The following is an 18,564-nucleotide window of genomic DNA, read 5'->3' on the forward strand; positions in this document are numbered from 1 at the left end:
ATATTCATCAACAAGGCATCAAGATCAATACTAACAATAACGAGTTCCACAACGATAATTTGAGTGAGCACTAAGGGACGTTAATAAACGTTTATTCTGAGAAGAGGTTACGATGACTGATTTATACTTAATTCGCCACGGTGAAACATTATTTAACCAACTTGGCTGTTTTCAAGGTCATTCCGATAGCCCTTTAACTGCAACCGGCCACTTACAAGCATCTAATCTAGTTAGTTATTTTAATGATATTCCGTTACAACAATTTTATAGTAGTGATTTAGGTCGAGCTATCGCCACGGCAACGCCCCTTGCAAAGGCCAAGCAATTGCCATTACAAACTTGTCCTCTACTTCGTGAAATTAGTTATGATTATTTGGATGGTCAAGCAAAGCGCCAACTAACGGATAAAGATAGAGAGAAACTGACACGTTTATTTTCGGCTGAATTAGATTATAGAATTGGTGAGGGAGAAACCTTAGCCGAGGTGCAAACGCGTTTGTTTGATAAAATTAATGCGTTGAACAAACTGCATCAAGGACAGTCGATTGCGGTGATGACACATGGTTTATCAATAGTGATGTTAATTAAAAAAATACTGCAAATTCCAGTGGATGCTCCCCGGATGTTTAACGTCCACAACGCCAGTGTTTGTCATTTATCCTTTAGGTCTGGACAATGGGTTTTACAATGCATTGAACGTAATGATGTAGGTTAAGGCTAAAGAATAAAAACGCCCTGAAACACTTGAATACATTGCATATCAACAAGACATAACCGCTATGGATGGTAATAAGAAATGGTAGTAATAAAGGGCAATAAGAAATGCCAGTAATAAAAAAGGCCGCTTTCGCGACCTTTCAATAACACTACTTAAAATAGCTATTTTTTGATAACACTATTCTGCAGCTGGTGCTTCTTCTGTTTCAGCAACTGGTGCATCAGCAGCTTCAATATCTAATAATTCAACTTCAAAAATAAGCGTTGCACCCGGTGGGATTGAACCCGCACCTTGCTCTCCGTAACCTAATTCAGCAGGAATAACGAACTTGTATTTCTCGCCAACACTCATTAACTGAACACCTTCCGTCCAACCAGGGATAACACGGTTTAGTGGGAATTTAGCTGGTTGGTCACGCTCTACAGAACTATCAAAAACAGTACCGTCAACTAATGTACCCACATAGTGAACTGTCACTGTATCTTCAGCAGCAGGTTTTGGACCGTCTGCTTTAGTGATCACTGAGTATTGTAAACCAGAGTCAGTCACGGTTACGCCTTCCGCTTTTGCATTTTCATCTAGGAATGCTTTTGCTTCAGCAGCTAATTTTTCTGCCGCTTCAAGCTGTACTTTTTCAGCAGCCGCTTTCACTTTTGTATCGTATGCTTTTAGTGTTTCGATCATCTCTTCATCTGTTAATTTAGAGTTATCACGTAATGTATCTGTAATACCTTGCAGGATGATTTCTTTATCTAGTGTCATACCAAATTCAGCTTGCTTCTCTAGTGTAGTAGAAACATAACGAGAAAATGATGCGCCAATTGCATAGGCCGCTTTTTCATTATCATTTTTAAAACTTACCGCAGCAGTTTCTTGAGTTGAAGTTACTTGCTCTTCTTCTTGGTTACAGCCAACAGTAATTGCAACTGCTGCTGCTAATAAAGAAACTTTAAAAACGTTTTTCATTGTTACTCCAAATATTAAATTAAAACAGATAGCTTTGATTTTACTTCAAAAAGTTGTAAAGCAAGTATCTAAAACAGTTTACTTATACTAACCTTAAAGCTGTTTATCAACAAAGACAATTTAATCATGCCATTAGCTAATACTTTAAAAACTATTTTACTCACAAGCTGCTTGTTTTTAACGGCTTGTGAACAATATTCGCAACCGACTCAGCAATATGAACATGCTGTGCAAGGTGCCTTTGCAGCTGAACTCTCTCAAAATGGAGATTATTCACTGACATCGTCGATCCACCATGGCATCAGTTTATGGGATAATCGGCATAATAAACTGCTTTTCAACTGGTATCATCACCAGGGACAAAACAACGATGTTTTTATTGTGCGTTTATCATCAAATAACAGTGTTGCATTATCTGCCAGCCGTGACGAATTTGCATTATGGGATACAAAAACAGGTAAATCACTGGGATTTTATCAAGTTTCTGATTCACCAATCAGAGATATCCAATTGTCTGAAAATGGCCAATTCGTTGTTTATGGACAGGTTAATGGTAAGTTAGTTCATATTAATCTACGCACTGGACGCCGTTTAGAAGCGCCATTACACCGTGAAAAAATAAACAGCATCGACATGTCCAGTAATGGCCGTTATGTGTTATCTGGTGGTAACGATCATCAAGCTTTTTTATGGGATACCGATAGCGCGCAGGTAATACAGAAATTTGAATTTACACAACGTATTAGCATGGTTAGGTTAGAAAAAAATGGTCGTTTTGCTTTTATAGCAGATAACCAAAAGGCCTCTCAAATATGGGATTTACAAACAGGGAAATTAAAAAGCACACTCATTTATAGGGCTCGACAATCTATTTTCTCCTCGGTACGATTCATCAAAGATGGCAATTATTTGTTGACCGGTAATGGCACCAAGAAAGTAGTGTTATGGGATACCAAAACAGGTTTAGCAAAACAAGATTGGACGGTGACCCCAAGAAAAGAAACACGTCCTAAAACAGCTGTAGTATACTCAGCGACATTATGGAGTGATTCAGCAATTGTGACTGAAAGCTCTGCTGGATTATTAGAAATTTGGCCCCTAGCGCCTTTATAAGAGACACAATGGATAGCAAACAAGTAGAATTAGAACAACGTATTGAACAATTGGAAATGAAAGCGGCTTTTCAAGAAGATAATATAGACACATTAAATAAAGAGATTTTTGAACAACAACGCCGTACACAGCAGTTGATTGAACAAGTGGCTTTGTTAGCTATTAAGTTAAAAGAGAGTGAGCCGAATCAATTAGCTTCTGAAAAAGAAGAGATGCGCCCGCCTCATTACTAAAAGCAAAGAACGAACAGCTAATGATTAACAATAAATCATTAGCTGTTAACAAAAACAAATCTGCCGCTAACAGATGATAAAATGCACTATATACCCGTTATCAATCGAGATGCTTTATTCAGTCGTTAGCTTGGACAGCAAGGCAAGGCGTAACATGATGACAATGGCTAGTCCTTATCGAATGTTGCAACGCTGAATTGCTTTTCGAGCTAACGACCCACAGGGCAAGTTGTGAGGCAAGCATCTTCGTTGTTAGAAAGTATTGATTGAACTAGTTAGATCTTCAACTTTCTGCCTAGAAGCTACTCACCTCACAACTTGCTGAACTTTGCATCTTGAATGGTAACGGGTATATAATTAGCGAGTTAATTACTCTCCCTATAGAGTAATTGATTTCGCTAGTGCAGATGGATCATTTAAATAATCCAAATATTCAACCTTTACTTTCTCGCCTAATGGTAGTGATTGATTAACAGAAATCTGCGTAAAGCTCACTGTTTTAGCATCCTCTCGATACATTTTCACAGAACACTTTCCTGATTGCCCTTGATGTTGGTGATAATCAAAGTAATCATTTTCACTGGATTTTTGAGTATCTATTTGCAATTGAAATTGTGCACGACGATAGGCTGACACGGTTTCATAATCGACACCTGATGAGGTGATGGGCAATGAGTCTGCTGTTGATAAAGCTGAGAATGTCAATTGCTGTCCATCCCAAATATATTGAAATGCTTGTTCTGAGCTGTCAGTTTGTGCGGATAAGTTTGAATGAAAAACACATAATTGAAAGGCTTGATAAACACTTAAGTCCATATTCAATAATTGTTGATGAATACTGTCGGCGTGTTTTAGTAATTGCGGAATAATAACGCCACGACTTACGAAGCTCTTAAGGCTTGGGTCGATTTGCGCTTGGTAATAGTTTAATAATGCAAGGCTCACACCACTTTGATGTACTGCAATCCAAGTGCCACCACCGGTTGGGTCAATGGGATAAGCGGCATTTAAACTTGTATCAATACTAGGAGCAATAGCTTGGGGGCGTGTTATCTGCTCATCTCGATTAAAAAAAAGCTGATAACCTTGATCATTTAAACGATACGTTAATGTACACATTATATTAACCTGCGCGTAAAAAAGTGGCCGTTGCAGGTGCAATACCTAAACTACCTTCTACTTCTATTTCCTGAGCTTGTGCAATGTGCTTAATCGTTGCTAGGTGGTGCACTGCGTGACTACCAGTAAAGATAATCTCACGGGCAAGACTTGTATCCACTATTGCAACTTGCTTATCTGTTACTGAAATTTCAGTTGATAACTTAATAGTTTGTTGCAATTGTTGCGCTGTTAATGCGTTTAAAAAATCAGAGATCTCTTGTATCGACTGCAGTGCGGCTTTCGGACAACTTTCAATAATGCCACCACGACTGCGTTTATCGTAATCAATTAGTCCTTCTGACAAGCCATTAATAATCGCATAATAGTGATCTAGAATGTGGCGCATGTGTGCACCCGCAGAACTCATAAAGTAAGGCGAAATAATTTGTGTATATTGCTGTTCAGAAACAGACGTTAAATACGTTTTAGCTTGTTGTAATATAATCAATTGGCTTTCAATCATTGGCCAAACATTCCTTCATGTAAATGATGTCGATTAGAGTGCTGTGCTCTTTAATAGTTCAAGAATAACATATCAACGAAGCTTACTTATCACAAAATCATAACATCGTTATTAATCCGTAAATAACACGGCTAAATCATCGTGGCTGGCTAATGAGGGATCATCAATGACTCCAAAACCTATCCAACCTTCACTTGCGCTAGTGATCCCGGTGTCAGGGTCAGTGACCAAATGAGGATGTTCCAGATCCATCGCGTAGTCAGCAGAGGCTTGGTATAAATAGCTATCATGAATAACAAACGATCCTTGTTGATATTCAAGCTTTGGCTGAAAATAAATAAATTCATTTAGCCCTATCGATGAGGCAATCGTCGGTGCGTATGGGTTGGTTGATGAAGCATTATTTGTTTCTGATGTCAGCAACGTTAAATTAACTTGCTGAGCATGGGTAAAGTCTTCTACTTCTCCCTGAGCATTAAGCCATGAAACATCCATCATCACTTGTTTAAAATCGCCACCATGATCAAAACCCGCTACAACATCTGCAATCGCCCACGATATTGAGAACTTAGTATTGGCAATGTCTATATTAGTTTCAGACACATCATGCAAATCAGATAACTGATTAATATCTGTAATACTCAATACCTGTTCCATTTTCCCCGTTACTAATGACATCATCGCTGTACGTGCGATATTGTCACGCTGTTGATCTGTGACTTTCTTTTGTAAGCCTGTGATGTTAACCGTCGTTAAGCTAACCACTATCAGAGCAATTAAAATTTCAATTAATGAAAAGCCTCTATTTTGAGGTTTGTTTTTATTATTGGTCATTAGAAATCTCTCCATGTTCCTGCCACTAATTGATAATTGCTTGTGGCGTCTGTCATCCCTAATTGTTTATAAAGTTGATTGAGTACATTTTTATCGTAACGGATTGATAAAGGTGGCAGGCTATTATTGTTGTTGAAGTTGTTGTTAAAGTTATCGCTGTTAAAATTATTGCTTACAGCGCTACTCACCGAGCAACTGTATTCACTTAATAAAGCGCCATTTACTTGAATACCCGCTAAATCAATACTCATGTCTTGCGCAGTTTGTTTAATGCCATCAATATAAACAAGATTACCGTTTTCATCGATAACCTCTTCAGAGGCCGGCAATAAATACAATAAACCGATCACCGCACTGTGTGTATTAGGCAAGGCAGTAAAAGAACCTCCTTCCATGAAAATCAATTTAGGGTCATCTGCTGAGCCAATAGTAAAGTGTTTATTACCCGCGCTATTTGTCGATGTATGTTGTTGCTTAATATCACAATCTCCAGTGATATAAATAATATCAATGAGGTCATCCATATTCTGCAGTTGTTCAGAACAACTGCCGTTATTTAGGTTTCCCATATCAATATGCGCCACTTGTGATGAGCTTGTTAATTCGCCTTTTGCATCTTGCCAGGTGATACCAAACGTATTTTCAAATAGTGAAGTGGCGCTATTCATATCTTCAATCGGTTGTACTTGATCAAAAACAGAGCCGGATGCAGAAGCTGCACTGCCCCACTGGTTGAGGTTAATTTGTTTAAAACGAGACAGCCCATCTTGATCCAACAGCGATCCATAAATAGCACTAAGGTCTATGTTATCGGCCTGTAATGAATCATCCAAACAAAAATCAGGTACTGGTTGATCGTTATTTTCCTGAGCAAGCACAGTGCTAGGTAATGTAAAGCTTGGCTGGCTAAGCGTAATTTGTGGCGCAATACTCCCCGGAGAACGGCATTCAGCGACAGTTAAACCTTCACAGCCATCATTGATTGAATCCGCCGCATTAATTTGTAATTTTCCATTACTAGAAAGAGGTGCAGTGGGAATATTAAACGCGATATCGTAATAAACTTGCACCGAAACTTGCTTTAATGCAGTGCCATCTTGTGAATGTCCGACGGAAATAATGAGTAATTTATTGCTGCTTAGTTGAGTTACAGTGACCTGATATGAAGTCGTAGCATTAAGTGAAGCGGTGTAAATGTAAGGTAGGTTATCAAGCATATTAGTGGCAGTTGACACATTTTTCAGCTTGCTTAAGGTTAAATTAATGCCCGACTCTGCATTTACAAAAGCCTCACTATTACGATAATAGTTACCCAACACTTGATTATCGATGATCTGTAAATACGCCATGCTCGCTGTATAGGCGACTCCCGCAATGCTTAATACAATTGCGGTGATTAAAATAGCAAAACCCTGTTGTTTGATTTTCATTTGACCTCCAGTATTTAACTGAATATTGCAAACTAACCAATACATTTATTCGGGCTGATCATTTTTGGCTAACCATCTTTAAATAAAAGTTACCCGTATGCTCATGACCCAATAACCTTTAAATAATGCCATTTTTATACTCATATTTTGGTTAATACTGGGTACCTGATTAATTAGTCAGTTATTAGAGCTTAGATAAAAAGTCAAAAAAGTTAATAAAAAAACAATAAAAAACCTCCTCAACCACTCAAAAAAACACTTATTATTTTTGATGTTGATCTCATAAACGACGCTAACCTAATGAGAGATAACATTTATTTAACAACATAGGCATTCCTCACAATAACTATTTTCCCTCTCGATTAGAATGCTGTGGTTATTTATTAAGCTATACCTAAAAAATAAAAATATGAGCAATTGATTATTATGTAATAACGGAGCGAACAATGAGCGGAAATACTATTTACCCAGTTTCACCTGAGTTAGCGGCAAATAGCTTGCTAACCAATGACCAATATCTATCTGAATACAAAGCATCTATCGAAGATCCAGAGGCATTTTGGGGTGAAAAAGGTAAAATTCTAGATTGGATAAAACCCTATACCAAGGTCAAAAACAGTTCTTACGCTCCAGGCAATGTCAATATTAAATGGTTTGAGGATGGTGAATTAAACGTTTCTGTTAACTGTATCGATCGCCACTTAGGAACGAAAGCTGACCAAGTTGCATTACTATGGGAAGGGGATTCACCTGAGCAAGATGCAAAAATCACATACCAAGAGTTATATACACAAGTTTGTCAGTTTGCTAATGCCTTAAAAGAACAGGGCATTAAAAAAGGCGATGTGGTTTGTTTATACATGCCAATGACGCCTGAAGCAGCAGTAGCAATGTTAGCCTGTACTCGAATAGGTGCAGTGCATTCTATTGTTTTTGGTGGTTTCTCTCCTGATGCGATTGCAGGTCGAATCGTTGATAGTAGTTCAAAATTAGTGATCACTGCCGATGAAGGTCGACGCGGCGGACGTACAGTGCCACTAAAAGCAAATGTAGACGAAGCATTAACACGTGATGGTACTGACTGTGTTGAACATGTCATTGTGTTTAAAAACACTGGCGGTGACGTTAATTGGGTTGAAGGTCGAGATTTAGATTGGACAACGGTCACTCAATCACAACTACCAGATTGTCAACCAGAAGCAATGAATGCGGAAGATCCACTATTCATTCTATACACATCAGGCTCTACTGGCACACCTAAAGGTGTATTACATACTACCGGTGGTTACTTAGTGTATGCAGCCATGACCTTTAAATATGTGTTTGATTATCAAGAAGGTGATATTTACTGGTGTACAGCCGATGTAGGTTGGATCACTGGTCATAGTTACTTAGTTTATGGACCCCTAGCGAATGGCGCGACTACGCTGTTATTTGAAGGTGTACCAAACTACCCCACTCCAGCTCGTATGAGTGAAGTGGTTGATAAGCATAATGTGACGATATTGTACACTGCACCTACTGCTATTCGTGCATTGATGGCAAAAGGCGACGAAGCAATACAAGGGACTCATCGTAACTCATTACGTATATTAGGGTCCGTAGGCGAGCCGATTAACCCTGAAGCATGGCAATGGTATTACGATAAAATTGGTAATAAGCAATGTCCTATTGTTGATACATGGTGGCAAACAGAAACCGGTGGTATCTTAATTACTCCTCTGCCGGGTGCTACGGATCTCAAACCAGGCTCTGCAACGCGTCCATTCTTTGGTGTGCAACCCGCATTAGTTGATAATGAAGGTAATATTTTAGAAGGTGCAATTGAAGGCAACTTAGTGATGCTAGATAGCTGGCCTGGTCAAATGCGTACGCTTTATGGCAACCATGACCGCTTTGAACAAACCTATTTTTCAACCTTCCAAAACATGTACTTCACTGGTGATGGTGCACGTCGCGATGAAGATGGATATTACTGGATCACAGGACGTGTTGATGACGTACTAAATGTTTCAGGACACCGAATGGGTACCGCTGAAATAGAAAGCGCATTAGTGTCACACCCTAAGATTGCAGAAGCCGCTGTTGTAGGCGTTCCTCATGAAATTAAGGGCCAAGGTATTTATGCCTATGTGACGCTAAACTCAGGTGAATACTCTTCTCCTGAGCTTTACGCTGAAGTGAAACAATGGGTACGTAAAGAGATTGGTGCGATTGCTACACCTGATATTTTACATTGGGCAGAAGGCTTACCTAAAACACGTTCAGGCAAAATTATGCGTCGTATATTACGTAAAATTGCAACCGGTGAAAGTGATCAATTAGGTGATACATCAACCTTAGCCGACCCAAGTGTGGTTGATAAGTTGATTAAAGAAAATCAAGAAATTAGATAGGCTTTAACGGCCACTGATTTTAATAAATCCGACATAGCCAATTGCTGGCTTTATCGCTAAACTCCTCGATAACCTAACCGTTCTCGAGGAGTTTTTTTATGAGACTTCTGTTCAAAAGGAGTAGCAAGTGAAAGTATTAGTATTAAATGGACCAAACCTTAACTTATTAGGGAAACGTGAACCGGAAGTTTACGGTAGCCAAACCCTAACAGATATTATTGAATCGCTTGAGTCAGAAGCCACTCACTTAAATATTCAATTATCTCACCTTCAATCCAACCGTGAATATGAACTGATTGAGAAAATTCACGACAGCGCTGGAGAAATTGATTTTATTATTATCAATCCCGCTGCGTTTACACATACTAGCGTCGCCCTTCGTGATGCGCTATTAGGCGTGGCGATTCCGTTTGTGGAAGTACATTTATCTAATATCCATAAACGTGAAAAATTTAGACATCATTCTTATTTATCAGATGTCGCTTGTGCTGTTATTTGTGGCATGGGTGCACAAGGTTACTCATTTGCCTTACAAAGTGCGCAAAAATTTGTACCTGAAAAATAATCGATTAATGGTTCTGTTCATTAACACAGCTGTTCGCCTAATTTTCATTCAAGATTGTGCAAGAATATGTCAAAACTACCCGAACGGGTAGTTACTTTATACCCACTCTTGAGGCATTCTATATGGGTCTTAAGGAATTGAGGCATAGTAGTACACCCACTTTAATGCCATTTAAATGGATTTTTTATTAAATTTGTAATAAAAAGACATATTGCAGGCGAGCCTAACTTTGTTAGGCTTTTTTTTATCTATCGTTTATTTTTTAGCTATCTTTTACAAACTTCATTGAATACACTTCTTGATTCATTTCCATTATGCAAAATAGAATCACTACAGCGCATGGGAAGATCAATGAAGCAATCACTTAATACTAATAAATGAATAATCAGATGCAATCAATAAAAGTACCCAAAAATCATGTTAGATGGCAATCATTTCGCACTTTTAATATCGTTATCATTGCATCATTCATTTTCTTTTTCTCAATCGGCATAGCACAAAGCTATACTGTTTTTGACTCATCCCCTACATTTACTACTGCATTCTATATACCATTAACTATTTTATTATTATGCATAATGGCGCTCGTCAGTCTGATTTATAAAAAAGATAAATTAGCACAAAACATTATTCTAATCAGTGCGCTTTTAATCACTCTATTTGTGGCTATTAATAGTCATTTCCAAGAACAAACCTATCAAAATAGCTTCTTATATTTAACGCTGTTACTGCCTCTATTTTATGCTTATTTGTTTTCCTACAGCATTCCACTATTAATATTTAACAATATATTTTTAACAGTTTGTTATGTATTTTCATGTGTATTGGGGGAAAGTGATGCCTTAGTCTTTCTATTTAACAGCACTTTTCTTATCACTATGTGCTATCTCACTGTGAATACACAGATGCGGAATAATAAATCACCAAAACAAGAAACAGATATAAAACCAGAAAAAGACACTATCCTTAGTCAACATAGTGCTCGTTATTTAAACCGTATAATTCACGATATACGTCAACCACTAAGTAGCTTATCTTTATATGGACACTTGTTAGAAAATAAACTTAATGATACCCCTCACTATCAGCTAGCAAATAACATCAAATTAGCGTCAGAGGAGCTGGAACGTTGGTTATCTAGCTTATTAGATTTAGCACGCTTAGATGGCAATGCAATCACTCCCTCGCTGACTGAATTTAATGTCGCCTCTACACTATTACCTTTAGTCAAAAAATATCAACGTCAAGCTTCTGGATTAGACATTAATATCACTGGTCGCGTACCTGACATTACCGTAAAAATGGACAAACAATTATTAATTGAAATTGTGGAGACATTGCTTAGTAACGCGATTGTTCATGGTAAGCAAGAAAATGCAGCAAAAATATTATTATCGGTTAGAGCTCACAAGGGTAATGCGTTATTACAGGTATGGAACCAAGGTGAGCCGATCATAACGTCTATCTATGAACATTTATTTGATGAAGTAGCACTAGCTGATAATCCGTTACATAATAAAAGTAAAGGCATTGGGTTAGGGTTAGCAATCGCTCAACGTAAAGCTGCATTGTGTAAAACACAGATAGTGGCAATCACAGGGCCTAATGGTAGTTGCTTTCAATTACCGTTAGAAACCGTCGCTACTGCGCCGACATCGATTAATTTGAATCAACTTGCTAGTCACTCGATTAGTTACAGAATATTATTAATTGATGATGACCCAGGCATTTTAAGCGCTTTAAGTATGTTACTTGAAAATTGGGGTTACCTTGTCGACAGTGCAAGTACAGCTGAAGCAGGTTTACAACAGTACAAGAGTAATCGCTACGATTTAGTGATCTCAGATTATCGATTACCAAACCAAAAAACAGGACTTGATGTTATTAAAGCGATTCGTCAGCAAGATACCATTCCGGCGGTATTATTAACGGGTGAGGCTGATCCAGGAAAACTACAAGAAGTGCAAGAAACGGGCAAAGGGATAAACTATAAAGTACTCAATAAACCCGTAAAACCCGCTTCTTTAAGGTTTTTATTAAAACAATTACTAAAATAAAAAGCATCAATAAGCCTGATTGAGATTTAAATAAGCCTGATTAATATTTAAATAAACCAAGTTAAGATTTAAACAAACCAAGCTCAAGTGCTTTTTCAACAGCTTTTATACGACTCGAACTGCCTGATACCTGTAATGTCGCATATAGCCTTTTTTGATGAAATTTTACTGTATCCTGAGAAATACATAATACATCAGCTATTTCTCGGTTCTTTTTACCTTCATGAATTAACTTCAAAATTTGCATTTGTCTATCAGATAAATGTAATTTTTGTTCATTTTCAGCCTCAACTTGTGCAATCTGATTAATCTTTATTGCGACTTCTTCAGGCACAAACAACTCACCGCTAAGCACGGTTTTCAAGGCAGCTAACATAGCTTCTGGAGAATAACACTTAGGAATAAAACCTACCGCACCATGTTTTAAAGCCTGATACACATCGTGATAATCTTCGCTAGCTGACAATACAAGCACAGGAGAAGCTATCTGCGCCTCTGTTAATGCATCGATCATTGCCAAACCAGTCATTTCAGGCATATATAGATCCATCAGAATTAAATCTGGCTGAATTTCTTTTATTGCGACTAGCGCCTCAATTGGGCTATCAAATGTAGCCACCAAATTATTTTCATTTTCTAAGGTTAGTTTTAGACCATATAAAAATAACTGGTGATCATCAATAATCACTATTTTGTTCATCGAAATACCCTTTTCGTAACAAACTGTTATTTTCAAAATAAGATGATACTTTACAATGAACTGTCTGAAATTATTACTAAAGATCAGAAAGTTATTTGTAAAGATCAGAAAAATCCTACTAAAGTAAGCAAATATTGAATAACAATCAATGATAAAACAATAATTTTAAACTTACGCGCACATTCCATTCAACATACAAGGATCAGCAAACCGTATTTTACGACGCTATATTAATTAATCAATTCCCTGTATTCTTGCGCGCTATCTATTGACTCAACTAAAAAAGAGATAATCATGCCTTGGATCCAACTTAAATTAAACGCAAGCAATGTAAATGCGGAAGAGATTGGTGAACTATTAATGGATAATGGCGCCCTATCGGCTACCTTTACTGATTCGCAAGACACCCCTATTTTTGAACCAATGCCAGGTGAAACCCGCCTATGGGGTGATACCGACGTCACTGGTTTGTATGAGGCTGATGCCGATATGCTACCCGTTATTGCTCTATTAAAAGAGAGTAACCTACTTGCGGAAGACTTTGCATTTAAAGTTGAGCAACTAGAAGATAAAGACTGGGTACGTGAATGGATGGATAACTTTCATCCCATGCAATTTGGTGAACGCTTGTGGATTTGCCCAAGTTGGAAGCCCGTTCCCGATGAAAATGCGGTTAATGTAATGCTTGACCCTGGCCTTGCTTTTGGCACCGGTACTCACCCAACGACTGCACTCTGTTTGTCTTGGTTAGATGCTCAGGACCTGCAAGATAAGGTGGTTATCGATTTTGGTTGTGGCTCAGGCATTTTGGCTATCGCAGCACTAAAACTGGGTGCAAAACGCGTCATAGGCATTGATATAGACCCACAAGCGATCACTGCAAGCCGAGATAATGCACAACGTAACAACGTATCAGAACAACTTGAGTTATATTTACCAGACGACGTCCCTGAAGGTATTGTGGCAGATGTTGTTGTGGCAAATATTCTAGCGGGCCCGTTACGTGAATTATCAAGCAGTATTGAGTGCTTAGTGAAGGCTAATGGTGCTTTAGCATTATCAGGTATTTTAGAGCAACAAGCTGAAGAATTGATTGAAGTTTATGGCCAATGGTTTGCTATGGATGAGGCAAAAATCAAAGATGAATGGGCGCGTTTATCTGGAATTAAGCACGCTTAAAGCGATTATAAATAACTGAGAACAAAGTGTTGCTCAATTTGCAAGCGAAATAATTTCAAAATGCTTAATTATTAACCTTTATTCTGCAGTAAAAAATGCGTAGACTACGCCGCCTTAACTTAGAGAACGCTTAGAATATGCGCATTGGAAAGTATCAATTAGACAATAATCTTATTTTAGCGCCGATGGCAGGCGTCACAGATAGGCCGTTCAGAGAACTTTGTCGCAAACAAGGTGCTGGGCTAGCTGTGTCAGAAATGCTTTCATCCAATCCTCGTGTTTGGAATAGTACTAAATCTAAGTTACGAATGGATTACCATAACGAATCAGGTATTCGTTCTGTACAAATTGCTGGTTCTGAACCGCTAGCAATGGCTAATGCCGCACGATTGACCGTGCAGCTAGGTGCTCAGATCGTTGATATTAATATGGGATGTCCCGCCAAAAAAGTGAATAAGAAAAAAGCAGGCTCTGCATTACTACCACACCCTGAGTTAGTGAAAGCTATCTTAGAGAGTGTTGTTGATGCCGTTGATGTGCCTGTTACTTTGAAGATTCGCACTGGCTGGGATCCAGAAAATAGAAATGGGATAGAGATTGCACAGATTGCTGAACAAGCAGGTATCCAAGCACTAACCGTGCATGGTCGTACTCGACAGTGCCTTTTTAAAGGTGAAGCAGAGTATGACACGATAAAAAAAATTAAAGAAAGTATAACAATCCCTGTGATTGCAAATGGTGATATTACTTCTGTGGAGAAAGCTAAGTCTGTACTGGACTACACAGGAGCTGATGCCATCATGATTGGACGAGGTGCACAAGGTGCCCCTTGGATATTCAATGAAATTAACCACTTTCTAAACACTGGGCAACATGCACAGCGTTTGGCACAAACGGAAATTACACAAATGCTATTAGATCATGTGCAGGCTTTGCATATTTTTTATGGTGATGTAATGGGACCTCGAATCGCTAGGAAGCATGTCGGGTGGTATTTGCAAGCGCAAGACAGGTTAGGTTATTTTAAGCGAAAATTTAATGCGATAGAAAATGCTAGTGAGCAATTAAACGTATTAGAAACTTATTTAAATCAATTGTAATTAAAAGAGTTAACAGCCATGTTTGAACAAAATATTTCTCAAGAAGCACTGACAACAACAACTAGTATTCCTGCTACAGGGCAAATAACTCAACGTCCACTACGTGACTCAGTACGTCAAGCTGTATCTGGTTATGTAGCAAAATTGAATGGTCAAGACACAACTGAATTATATGAATTAGTATTGGCAGAAGTTGAAGCGCCAATGTTAGATATCATTATGCAATACACTCGTGGTAACCAAACTCGTGCAGCAACTATGTTGGGTATTAACCGTGGTACGTTACGCAAAAAATTGAAAAAATACGGCATGGGTTAAGTCTAACTCTACTCTAGAATCTAAAAAAGCGACTTTCTAAGTCGCTTTTTTTATATCTTTTTTAAGTAAAAAATAAAAATCACAAAATATCTGCAGACAGTCTTCAAGTTTGCCTATAACCTTAGCTTCTTTTGCCTTTGCAAATAGGACTACTATGCTATCTCTTCCCATCAATGATCAACTTTCCAATTTACAAGCTTGGCAACAAAATGTTTTTTGTATGGCATTAGCAGAGCAAAATATTACTCACTTTAAAATGTTTAGCCAAGCAATTGGAAGTGAACATGGAGAAACGGCTGAAAATATCCTACAACTTTTTTGGGAAAAACTGACCGTAAAAGGCGCTAAAATAAACTTCACCATCCAAGAAGAAAATTTTGATGCGATTATCCCAGAAAGCAATGATTATGATTTCTATGGCGTTTATCCAGCTGTCGATTTTTGTGTGATTACTAACTGTATCTTCAACTCGTTTTCTACTAAGTCCAAAGAAGAAGCATTAAATGCAAGCCAAACCAGCTTTGCAACCATTGCTAGTTTTATTGAATTACAAACAGATCAAGAAATTGATGAAGCAACCTTGTTGCTTGAGCCATTATTTATTGAACATTTAGCCGTTCAAGAAACCCTATTAAAAATGTTAAATAATGAACGTAGTCCGGAACTCATTAAATCAATTCGTGCTTATATAAAGTCTCTTGAAAGTACCAATATTGGTATCTCTACAGTAGACATTTAATGTTCAATGTTCAGAACAGTTAATTTTTGAGGGTCATCTTTGAGGGTTATTTTTAAGAACTATTTTTGCTATATGTTGCTGGCTTTTTAATTAAGGCCAAATAGATTTTTGTTATATAGCTAAGTTATATGTAGTTAGTTATATGTAGTTAGTTATATGTAGTTAGTTATATGTAGTTAGTTATGTGTAGTCGTTTAAAATGGTGTTATACAGTGCCGCTCAAGATGACATTTGATATATCACGATGTGCATAATTAAGCAAAACGCAGCATAAATAGTCAGTAGAGCTTATCCTCAGAGTCCTCCCAAAACGACATAATCTTTATCAAAAAAATTCGTTTAGGCGACTAGGCTGCGTAATATTCGGGTCATGCAAAGTGCTATGTGGCGAACAAAATTTGAACCGCAGGGCACAACAGCCGCCACTGTTGTGTGATTTTTAACACAATAAAGTAAATAAACCTCTATTTTACTAATTTAAATGATTATTATCCTTTACTTGCGAGGAATGAATGCAATACATTAAATAATATGTTTAAATTCTTATGCATTTTTTTATACTAATGGAAGTCAAATAATGAACAAAACTCAACTTGTTGCAGATATCGCAGAAAAAGCAGACCTAACTAAAGTACAAGCTAAAGCTGCCCTAGAGCAAATTTTAGCTAGCGTAACTGATAGCCTAAAAGATGGTGAACCAGTTCAACTTATCGGTTTTGGTACATTTAAAGTAAATCATCGTGCAGCACGTACTGGTCGTAATCCACAAACTGGTGCTGACATTCAAATTAAAGCAGCTAACGTTCCTGCTTTTGTTTCTGGTAAAGCTCTTAAAGAAGCGGTAAACAAATAATCTTTTGTTACGTGGATAAAATACTTTCGAGTATTTGTATTTAAAATAACTGACCACTCGCTTACAGCGTATTACTTTTAAATAAATTGCTTTTAAATAAGTAAGTTTACTGGACATGTTATTAGAAGCCCTCTTTTGAGGGCTTTTTAAAACACTTTAATTTCCCCCTCCTAGCTTTAATTCTTTCCTATGTTTAATCACACTTTCTATGGTTGATGGCACTTCCTATATTTAATGTGATTGCAGGTAACAAATCACCAATACTTTTCAAATAAAACTAACGCTATAAAAAACAACACAAACCATCATTTTGTTAAACAACATGTTATATATAACAGCCTCATTAATGTTTAGTCATCTATGTACTTATTAGTAATCAACTAAAGAAGGAATGTACTATGCGTCAGAAAGTAGAATTCACTAGTGGTAGTCATACACTGAGTGGACTGTTAGAGACTCCTGAAGCAAACGTCAGGTTCTATGCGCTGTTTGCTCACTGCTTCACATGCAGTAAGGACGTTGCCGCTGCATCTCGCATTAGCAGAGCGTTAACGGCCAAAGGGATTGCAGTGCTTCGCTTCGATTTCACCGGGTTAGGTAATAGCGATGGAGATTTTGCCAATACAAATTTCTCATCAAACATACAAGACTTAGTGGCCGCGGCTGACTTTTTACGTAAAGAGTATCATGCACCTAAATTACTAATTGGGCATAGTTTGGGTGGTGCGGCCGTATTAGGCGTTGCTCAAAAAGTACCGGAATCCGTTGCTGTTGTGACAATAGGCTCTCCATCTGATGCTGCACATGTTGCTCATAATTTTGCAGCACACATTGATGACATTAACGATAAAGGCGAAGCAGAAGTAACACTTGCAGGCAGAAATTTCACCATACAGAAGCAGTTCTTAGATGATATTAATAGCTATGGTAATCAACATATTAGCAAACTCAAAAAAGCGCTGTTAGTGATGCATTCCCCAGTAGACAGCATCGTTAACATCAGTGAAGCTGAAAAAATATACCAAGCAGCATTACACCCTAAAAGTTTCGTAAGCTTAGATAATGCAGACCACTTATTAAGCCAGAAAAATGATTCAGAATATGCAGCAGATGTTATTGCAGCATGGGCTAGTCGATATATTAACAATGATACAAACACGCAAACAAACAGTGACAAAAAAACACTGCCTAAAGGACATGTCCTGGTTGAAGAAAAAGATCATAAATTTACCCAGCATGTGAGCACATCAAGTCACTATTGGTTAGCTGATGAACCCGTTAGCGTAGGCGGAAAAAATACAGGACCAGATCCTTACGAGCATCTACTCGCCGGTCTAGGCGCATGTACATCAATGACCCTAAGAATGTATGCGCAACGCAAAAAACTACCCATACAACATATCAAAGTTGAACTTACACATACCCGTAATTATCAAGATGATTGCAATAACTGCGAACAACAAAATGGCATAGAAGCGATTGTGCGTAATATCAGTTTTGTAGGCGATTTAGACGAACAACAGAAAGTTCGCTTTTTAGAAATTGCAGATAAATGCCCAGTACATAAAACATTGCATAATGATGTAGCAGTGATCAGTAAGCTAGTTGAATAGCAGTCGTTAACATGTAAAAAGTTGCTTAAAGCCGTTACCGTTGATGATGCAAAAACCAGTAATCTATGAGATGGAAAATTCGCAGAGGTAATGAGTAGGTGTAAAGAGTAGGTGAGATTAACACTT

18 protein-coding genes are annotated in these 18,564 nt (G+C 37.8%); 12 read left to right on the plus strand and 6 right to left on the minus strand.

Features of this window, described 5'->3' with window-relative positions:
- Positions 1–112: 112 nt before the first annotated feature.
- Positions 113–715 (plus strand): histidine phosphatase family protein, encoded by a 603-nt coding sequence (locus tag GQR44_RS00395; RefSeq protein ID WP_166368115.1) that lies wholly within the window; start codon positions 113–115, stop codon positions 713–715.
- A 180-nt stretch (positions 716–895) separates the two neighbouring features.
- On the opposite strand, the gene fkpA is transcribed toward GQR44_RS00395, so the two are convergent.
- The gene (gene fkpA / locus GQR44_RS00400) at positions 896–1,684 is read right to left on the minus strand and encodes an FKBP-type peptidyl-prolyl cis-trans isomerase (RefSeq protein ID WP_166368117.1); all 789 of its coding nucleotides are present in this window, start codon (positions 1,682–1,684) and stop codon (positions 896–898) included.
- A gap of 126 nt (positions 1,685–1,810) precedes the next feature.
- Between fkpA and GQR44_RS00405 the strand changes: the two genes are divergently transcribed.
- Positions 1,811–2,797: a hypothetical protein gene (locus GQR44_RS00405; protein WP_166368119.1), complete on the plus strand. Its 987-nt coding sequence runs from the start codon at positions 1,811–1,813 to the stop codon at positions 2,795–2,797.
- 8 nt (positions 2,798–2,805) lie between these two features.
- A complete protein-coding gene (locus GQR44_RS00410; RefSeq protein ID WP_166368121.1) occupies positions 2,806–3,030 on the plus strand; it encodes a SlyX family protein in 225 nt (74 codons plus the stop codon).
- Positions 3,031–3,408: 378 nt separating this feature from the next.
- Here the strand turns inward: GQR44_RS00410 and GQR44_RS00415 are convergent, their stop codons facing one another.
- The 4 genes from GQR44_RS00415 to GQR44_RS00430 form a co-directional block, all read right to left on the minus strand.
- On the minus strand, positions 3,409–4,149 hold the full coding sequence (locus GQR44_RS00415) for an NRDE family protein (RefSeq protein ID WP_166368123.1): 741 nt from the start codon (positions 4,147–4,149) through the stop codon (positions 3,409–3,411).
- A 4-nt stretch (positions 4,150–4,153) separates the two neighbouring features.
- Entirely contained in the window at positions 4,154–4,654 is a 501-nt protein-coding gene (locus GQR44_RS00420; protein ID WP_166368125.1) for a DinB family protein, read from the minus strand.
- A gap of 111 nt (positions 4,655–4,765) precedes the next feature.
- Complete coding sequence (locus tag GQR44_RS00425) at positions 4,766–5,488, minus strand: prepilin-type N-terminal cleavage/methylation domain-containing protein (protein WP_166368127.1); 723 nt, start codon at positions 5,486–5,488, stop codon at positions 4,766–4,768.
- Positions 5,488–6,918, minus strand: a complete 1,431-nt coding sequence (locus GQR44_RS00430) for a hypothetical protein (RefSeq protein WP_166368129.1) — start codon at positions 6,916–6,918, stop codon at positions 5,488–5,490. The genes GQR44_RS00425 and GQR44_RS00430 overlap by 1 nt, the downstream gene beginning before the upstream one ends.
- A 446-nt stretch (positions 6,919–7,364) precedes the next feature.
- Here GQR44_RS00430 and acs point away from each other — a divergent pair, with 446 nt between their 5' ends.
- The 3 genes from acs (at position 7,365) to GQR44_RS00445 (ending at position 11,936) form a co-directional block, all read left to right on the plus strand.
- Positions 7,365–9,314: an acetate--CoA ligase gene (gene acs, locus GQR44_RS00435; protein ID WP_166368131.1), complete on the plus strand. Its 1,950-nt coding sequence runs from the start codon at positions 7,365–7,367 to the stop codon at positions 9,312–9,314.
- Positions 9,315–9,441: 127 nt separating this feature from the next.
- On the plus strand, positions 9,442–9,879 hold the full coding sequence (gene aroQ / locus GQR44_RS00440) for a type II 3-dehydroquinate dehydratase (protein WP_166368133.1): 438 nt from the start codon (positions 9,442–9,444) through the stop codon (positions 9,877–9,879).
- A 389-nt stretch (positions 9,880–10,268) separates the two neighbouring features.
- Positions 10,269–11,936: a hybrid sensor histidine kinase/response regulator gene (locus GQR44_RS00445; RefSeq protein ID WP_166368135.1), complete on the plus strand. Its 1,668-nt coding sequence runs from the start codon at positions 10,269–10,271 to the stop codon at positions 11,934–11,936.
- A gap of 61 nt (positions 11,937–11,997) precedes the next feature.
- Here GQR44_RS00445 and GQR44_RS00450 read toward each other — a convergent pair whose 3' ends face one another.
- Positions 11,998–12,636: a response regulator transcription factor gene (locus tag GQR44_RS00450; protein WP_166368137.1), complete on the minus strand. Its 639-nt coding sequence runs from the start codon at positions 12,634–12,636 to the stop codon at positions 11,998–12,000.
- A gap of 294 nt (positions 12,637–12,930) precedes the next feature.
- Between GQR44_RS00450 and prmA the strand changes: the two genes are divergently transcribed.
- The 6 genes from prmA (at position 12,931) to GQR44_RS00480 (ending at position 18,438) form a co-directional block, all read left to right on the plus strand.
- A complete protein-coding gene (gene prmA / locus GQR44_RS00455) occupies positions 12,931–13,815 on the plus strand; it encodes a 50S ribosomal protein L11 methyltransferase (protein ID WP_166368139.1) in 885 nt (294 codons plus the stop codon).
- Between the two features lie 137 nt (positions 13,816–13,952).
- Positions 13,953–14,915 (plus strand): tRNA dihydrouridine synthase DusB, encoded by a 963-nt coding sequence (gene dusB / locus GQR44_RS00460; RefSeq protein WP_166368141.1) that lies wholly within the window; start codon positions 13,953–13,955, stop codon positions 14,913–14,915.
- 18 nt (positions 14,916–14,933) lie between these two features.
- Positions 14,934–15,233, plus strand: a complete 300-nt coding sequence (gene fis / locus GQR44_RS00465) for a DNA-binding transcriptional regulator Fis (RefSeq protein ID WP_025563271.1) — start codon at positions 14,934–14,936, stop codon at positions 15,231–15,233.
- 154 nt (positions 15,234–15,387) lie between these two features.
- Positions 15,388–15,972: a YjaG family protein gene (locus GQR44_RS00470; RefSeq protein ID WP_166368143.1), complete on the plus strand. Its 585-nt coding sequence runs from the start codon at positions 15,388–15,390 to the stop codon at positions 15,970–15,972.
- Between the two features lie 577 nt (positions 15,973–16,549).
- Positions 16,550–16,825, plus strand: a complete 276-nt coding sequence (locus GQR44_RS00475; protein WP_028868279.1) for an HU family DNA-binding protein — start codon at positions 16,550–16,552, stop codon at positions 16,823–16,825.
- Between the two features lie 398 nt (positions 16,826–17,223).
- Entirely contained in the window at positions 17,224–18,438 is a 1,215-nt protein-coding gene (locus tag GQR44_RS00480) for a bifunctional alpha/beta hydrolase/OsmC family protein (protein WP_166368144.1), read from the plus strand.
- Positions 18,439–18,564: the final 126 nt, after the last annotated feature.

It is taken from the genome of Psychromonas sp. SA13A (assembly GCF_011378715.1).
GTDB lineage: Bacteria > Pseudomonadota > Gammaproteobacteria > Enterobacterales > Psychromonadaceae > Psychromonas.

Excerpts from the sequence above, each read along its gene's own strand:
- GQR44_RS00395 (WP_166368115.1), top strand. The coding sequence starts at position 113 with ATGACTGATTTATACTTAATTCGCCACGGTGAAACATTATTTAACCAA.
- fkpA (WP_166368117.1), bottom strand. The coding sequence starts at position 1,684 with ATGAAAAACGTTTTTAAAGTTTCTTTATTAGCAGCAGCAGTTGCAATT.
- GQR44_RS00405 (WP_166368119.1), top strand. The coding sequence starts at position 1,811 with ATGCCATTAGCTAATACTTTAAAAACTATTTTACTCACAAGCTGCTTG.
- GQR44_RS00410 (WP_166368121.1), top strand. The coding sequence starts at position 2,806 with ATGGATAGCAAACAAGTAGAATTAGAACAACGTATTGAACAATTGGAA.
- GQR44_RS00415 (WP_166368123.1), bottom strand. The coding sequence starts at position 4,149 with ATGTGTACATTAACGTATCGTTTAAATGATCAAGGTTATCAGCTTTTT.
- GQR44_RS00420 (WP_166368125.1), bottom strand. The coding sequence starts at position 4,654 with ATGATTGAAAGCCAATTGATTATATTACAACAAGCTAAAACGTATTTA.
- GQR44_RS00425 (WP_166368127.1), bottom strand. The coding sequence starts at position 5,488 with ATGACCAATAATAAAAACAAACCTCAAAATAGAGGCTTTTCATTAATT.
- GQR44_RS00430 (WP_166368129.1), bottom strand. The coding sequence starts at position 6,918 with ATGAAAATCAAACAACAGGGTTTTGCTATTTTAATCACCGCAATTGTA.
- acs (WP_166368131.1), top strand. The coding sequence starts at position 7,365 with ATGAGCGGAAATACTATTTACCCAGTTTCACCTGAGTTAGCGGCAAAT.
- GQR44_RS00445 (WP_166368135.1), top strand. The coding sequence starts at position 10,269 with ATGCAATCAATAAAAGTACCCAAAAATCATGTTAGATGGCAATCATTT.
- GQR44_RS00450 (WP_166368137.1), bottom strand. The coding sequence starts at position 12,636 with ATGAACAAAATAGTGATTATTGATGATCACCAGTTATTTTTATATGGT.
- prmA (WP_166368139.1), top strand. The coding sequence starts at position 12,931 with ATGCCTTGGATCCAACTTAAATTAAACGCAAGCAATGTAAATGCGGAA.
- dusB (WP_166368141.1), top strand. The coding sequence starts at position 13,953 with ATGCGCATTGGAAAGTATCAATTAGACAATAATCTTATTTTAGCGCCG.
- fis (WP_025563271.1), top strand. The coding sequence starts at position 14,934 with ATGTTTGAACAAAATATTTCTCAAGAAGCACTGACAACAACAACTAGT.
- GQR44_RS00470 (WP_166368143.1), top strand. The coding sequence starts at position 15,388 with ATGCTATCTCTTCCCATCAATGATCAACTTTCCAATTTACAAGCTTGG.
- GQR44_RS00475 (WP_028868279.1), top strand. The coding sequence starts at position 16,550 with ATGAACAAAACTCAACTTGTTGCAGATATCGCAGAAAAAGCAGACCTA.
- GQR44_RS00480 (WP_166368144.1), top strand. The coding sequence starts at position 17,224 with ATGCGTCAGAAAGTAGAATTCACTAGTGGTAGTCATACACTGAGTGGA.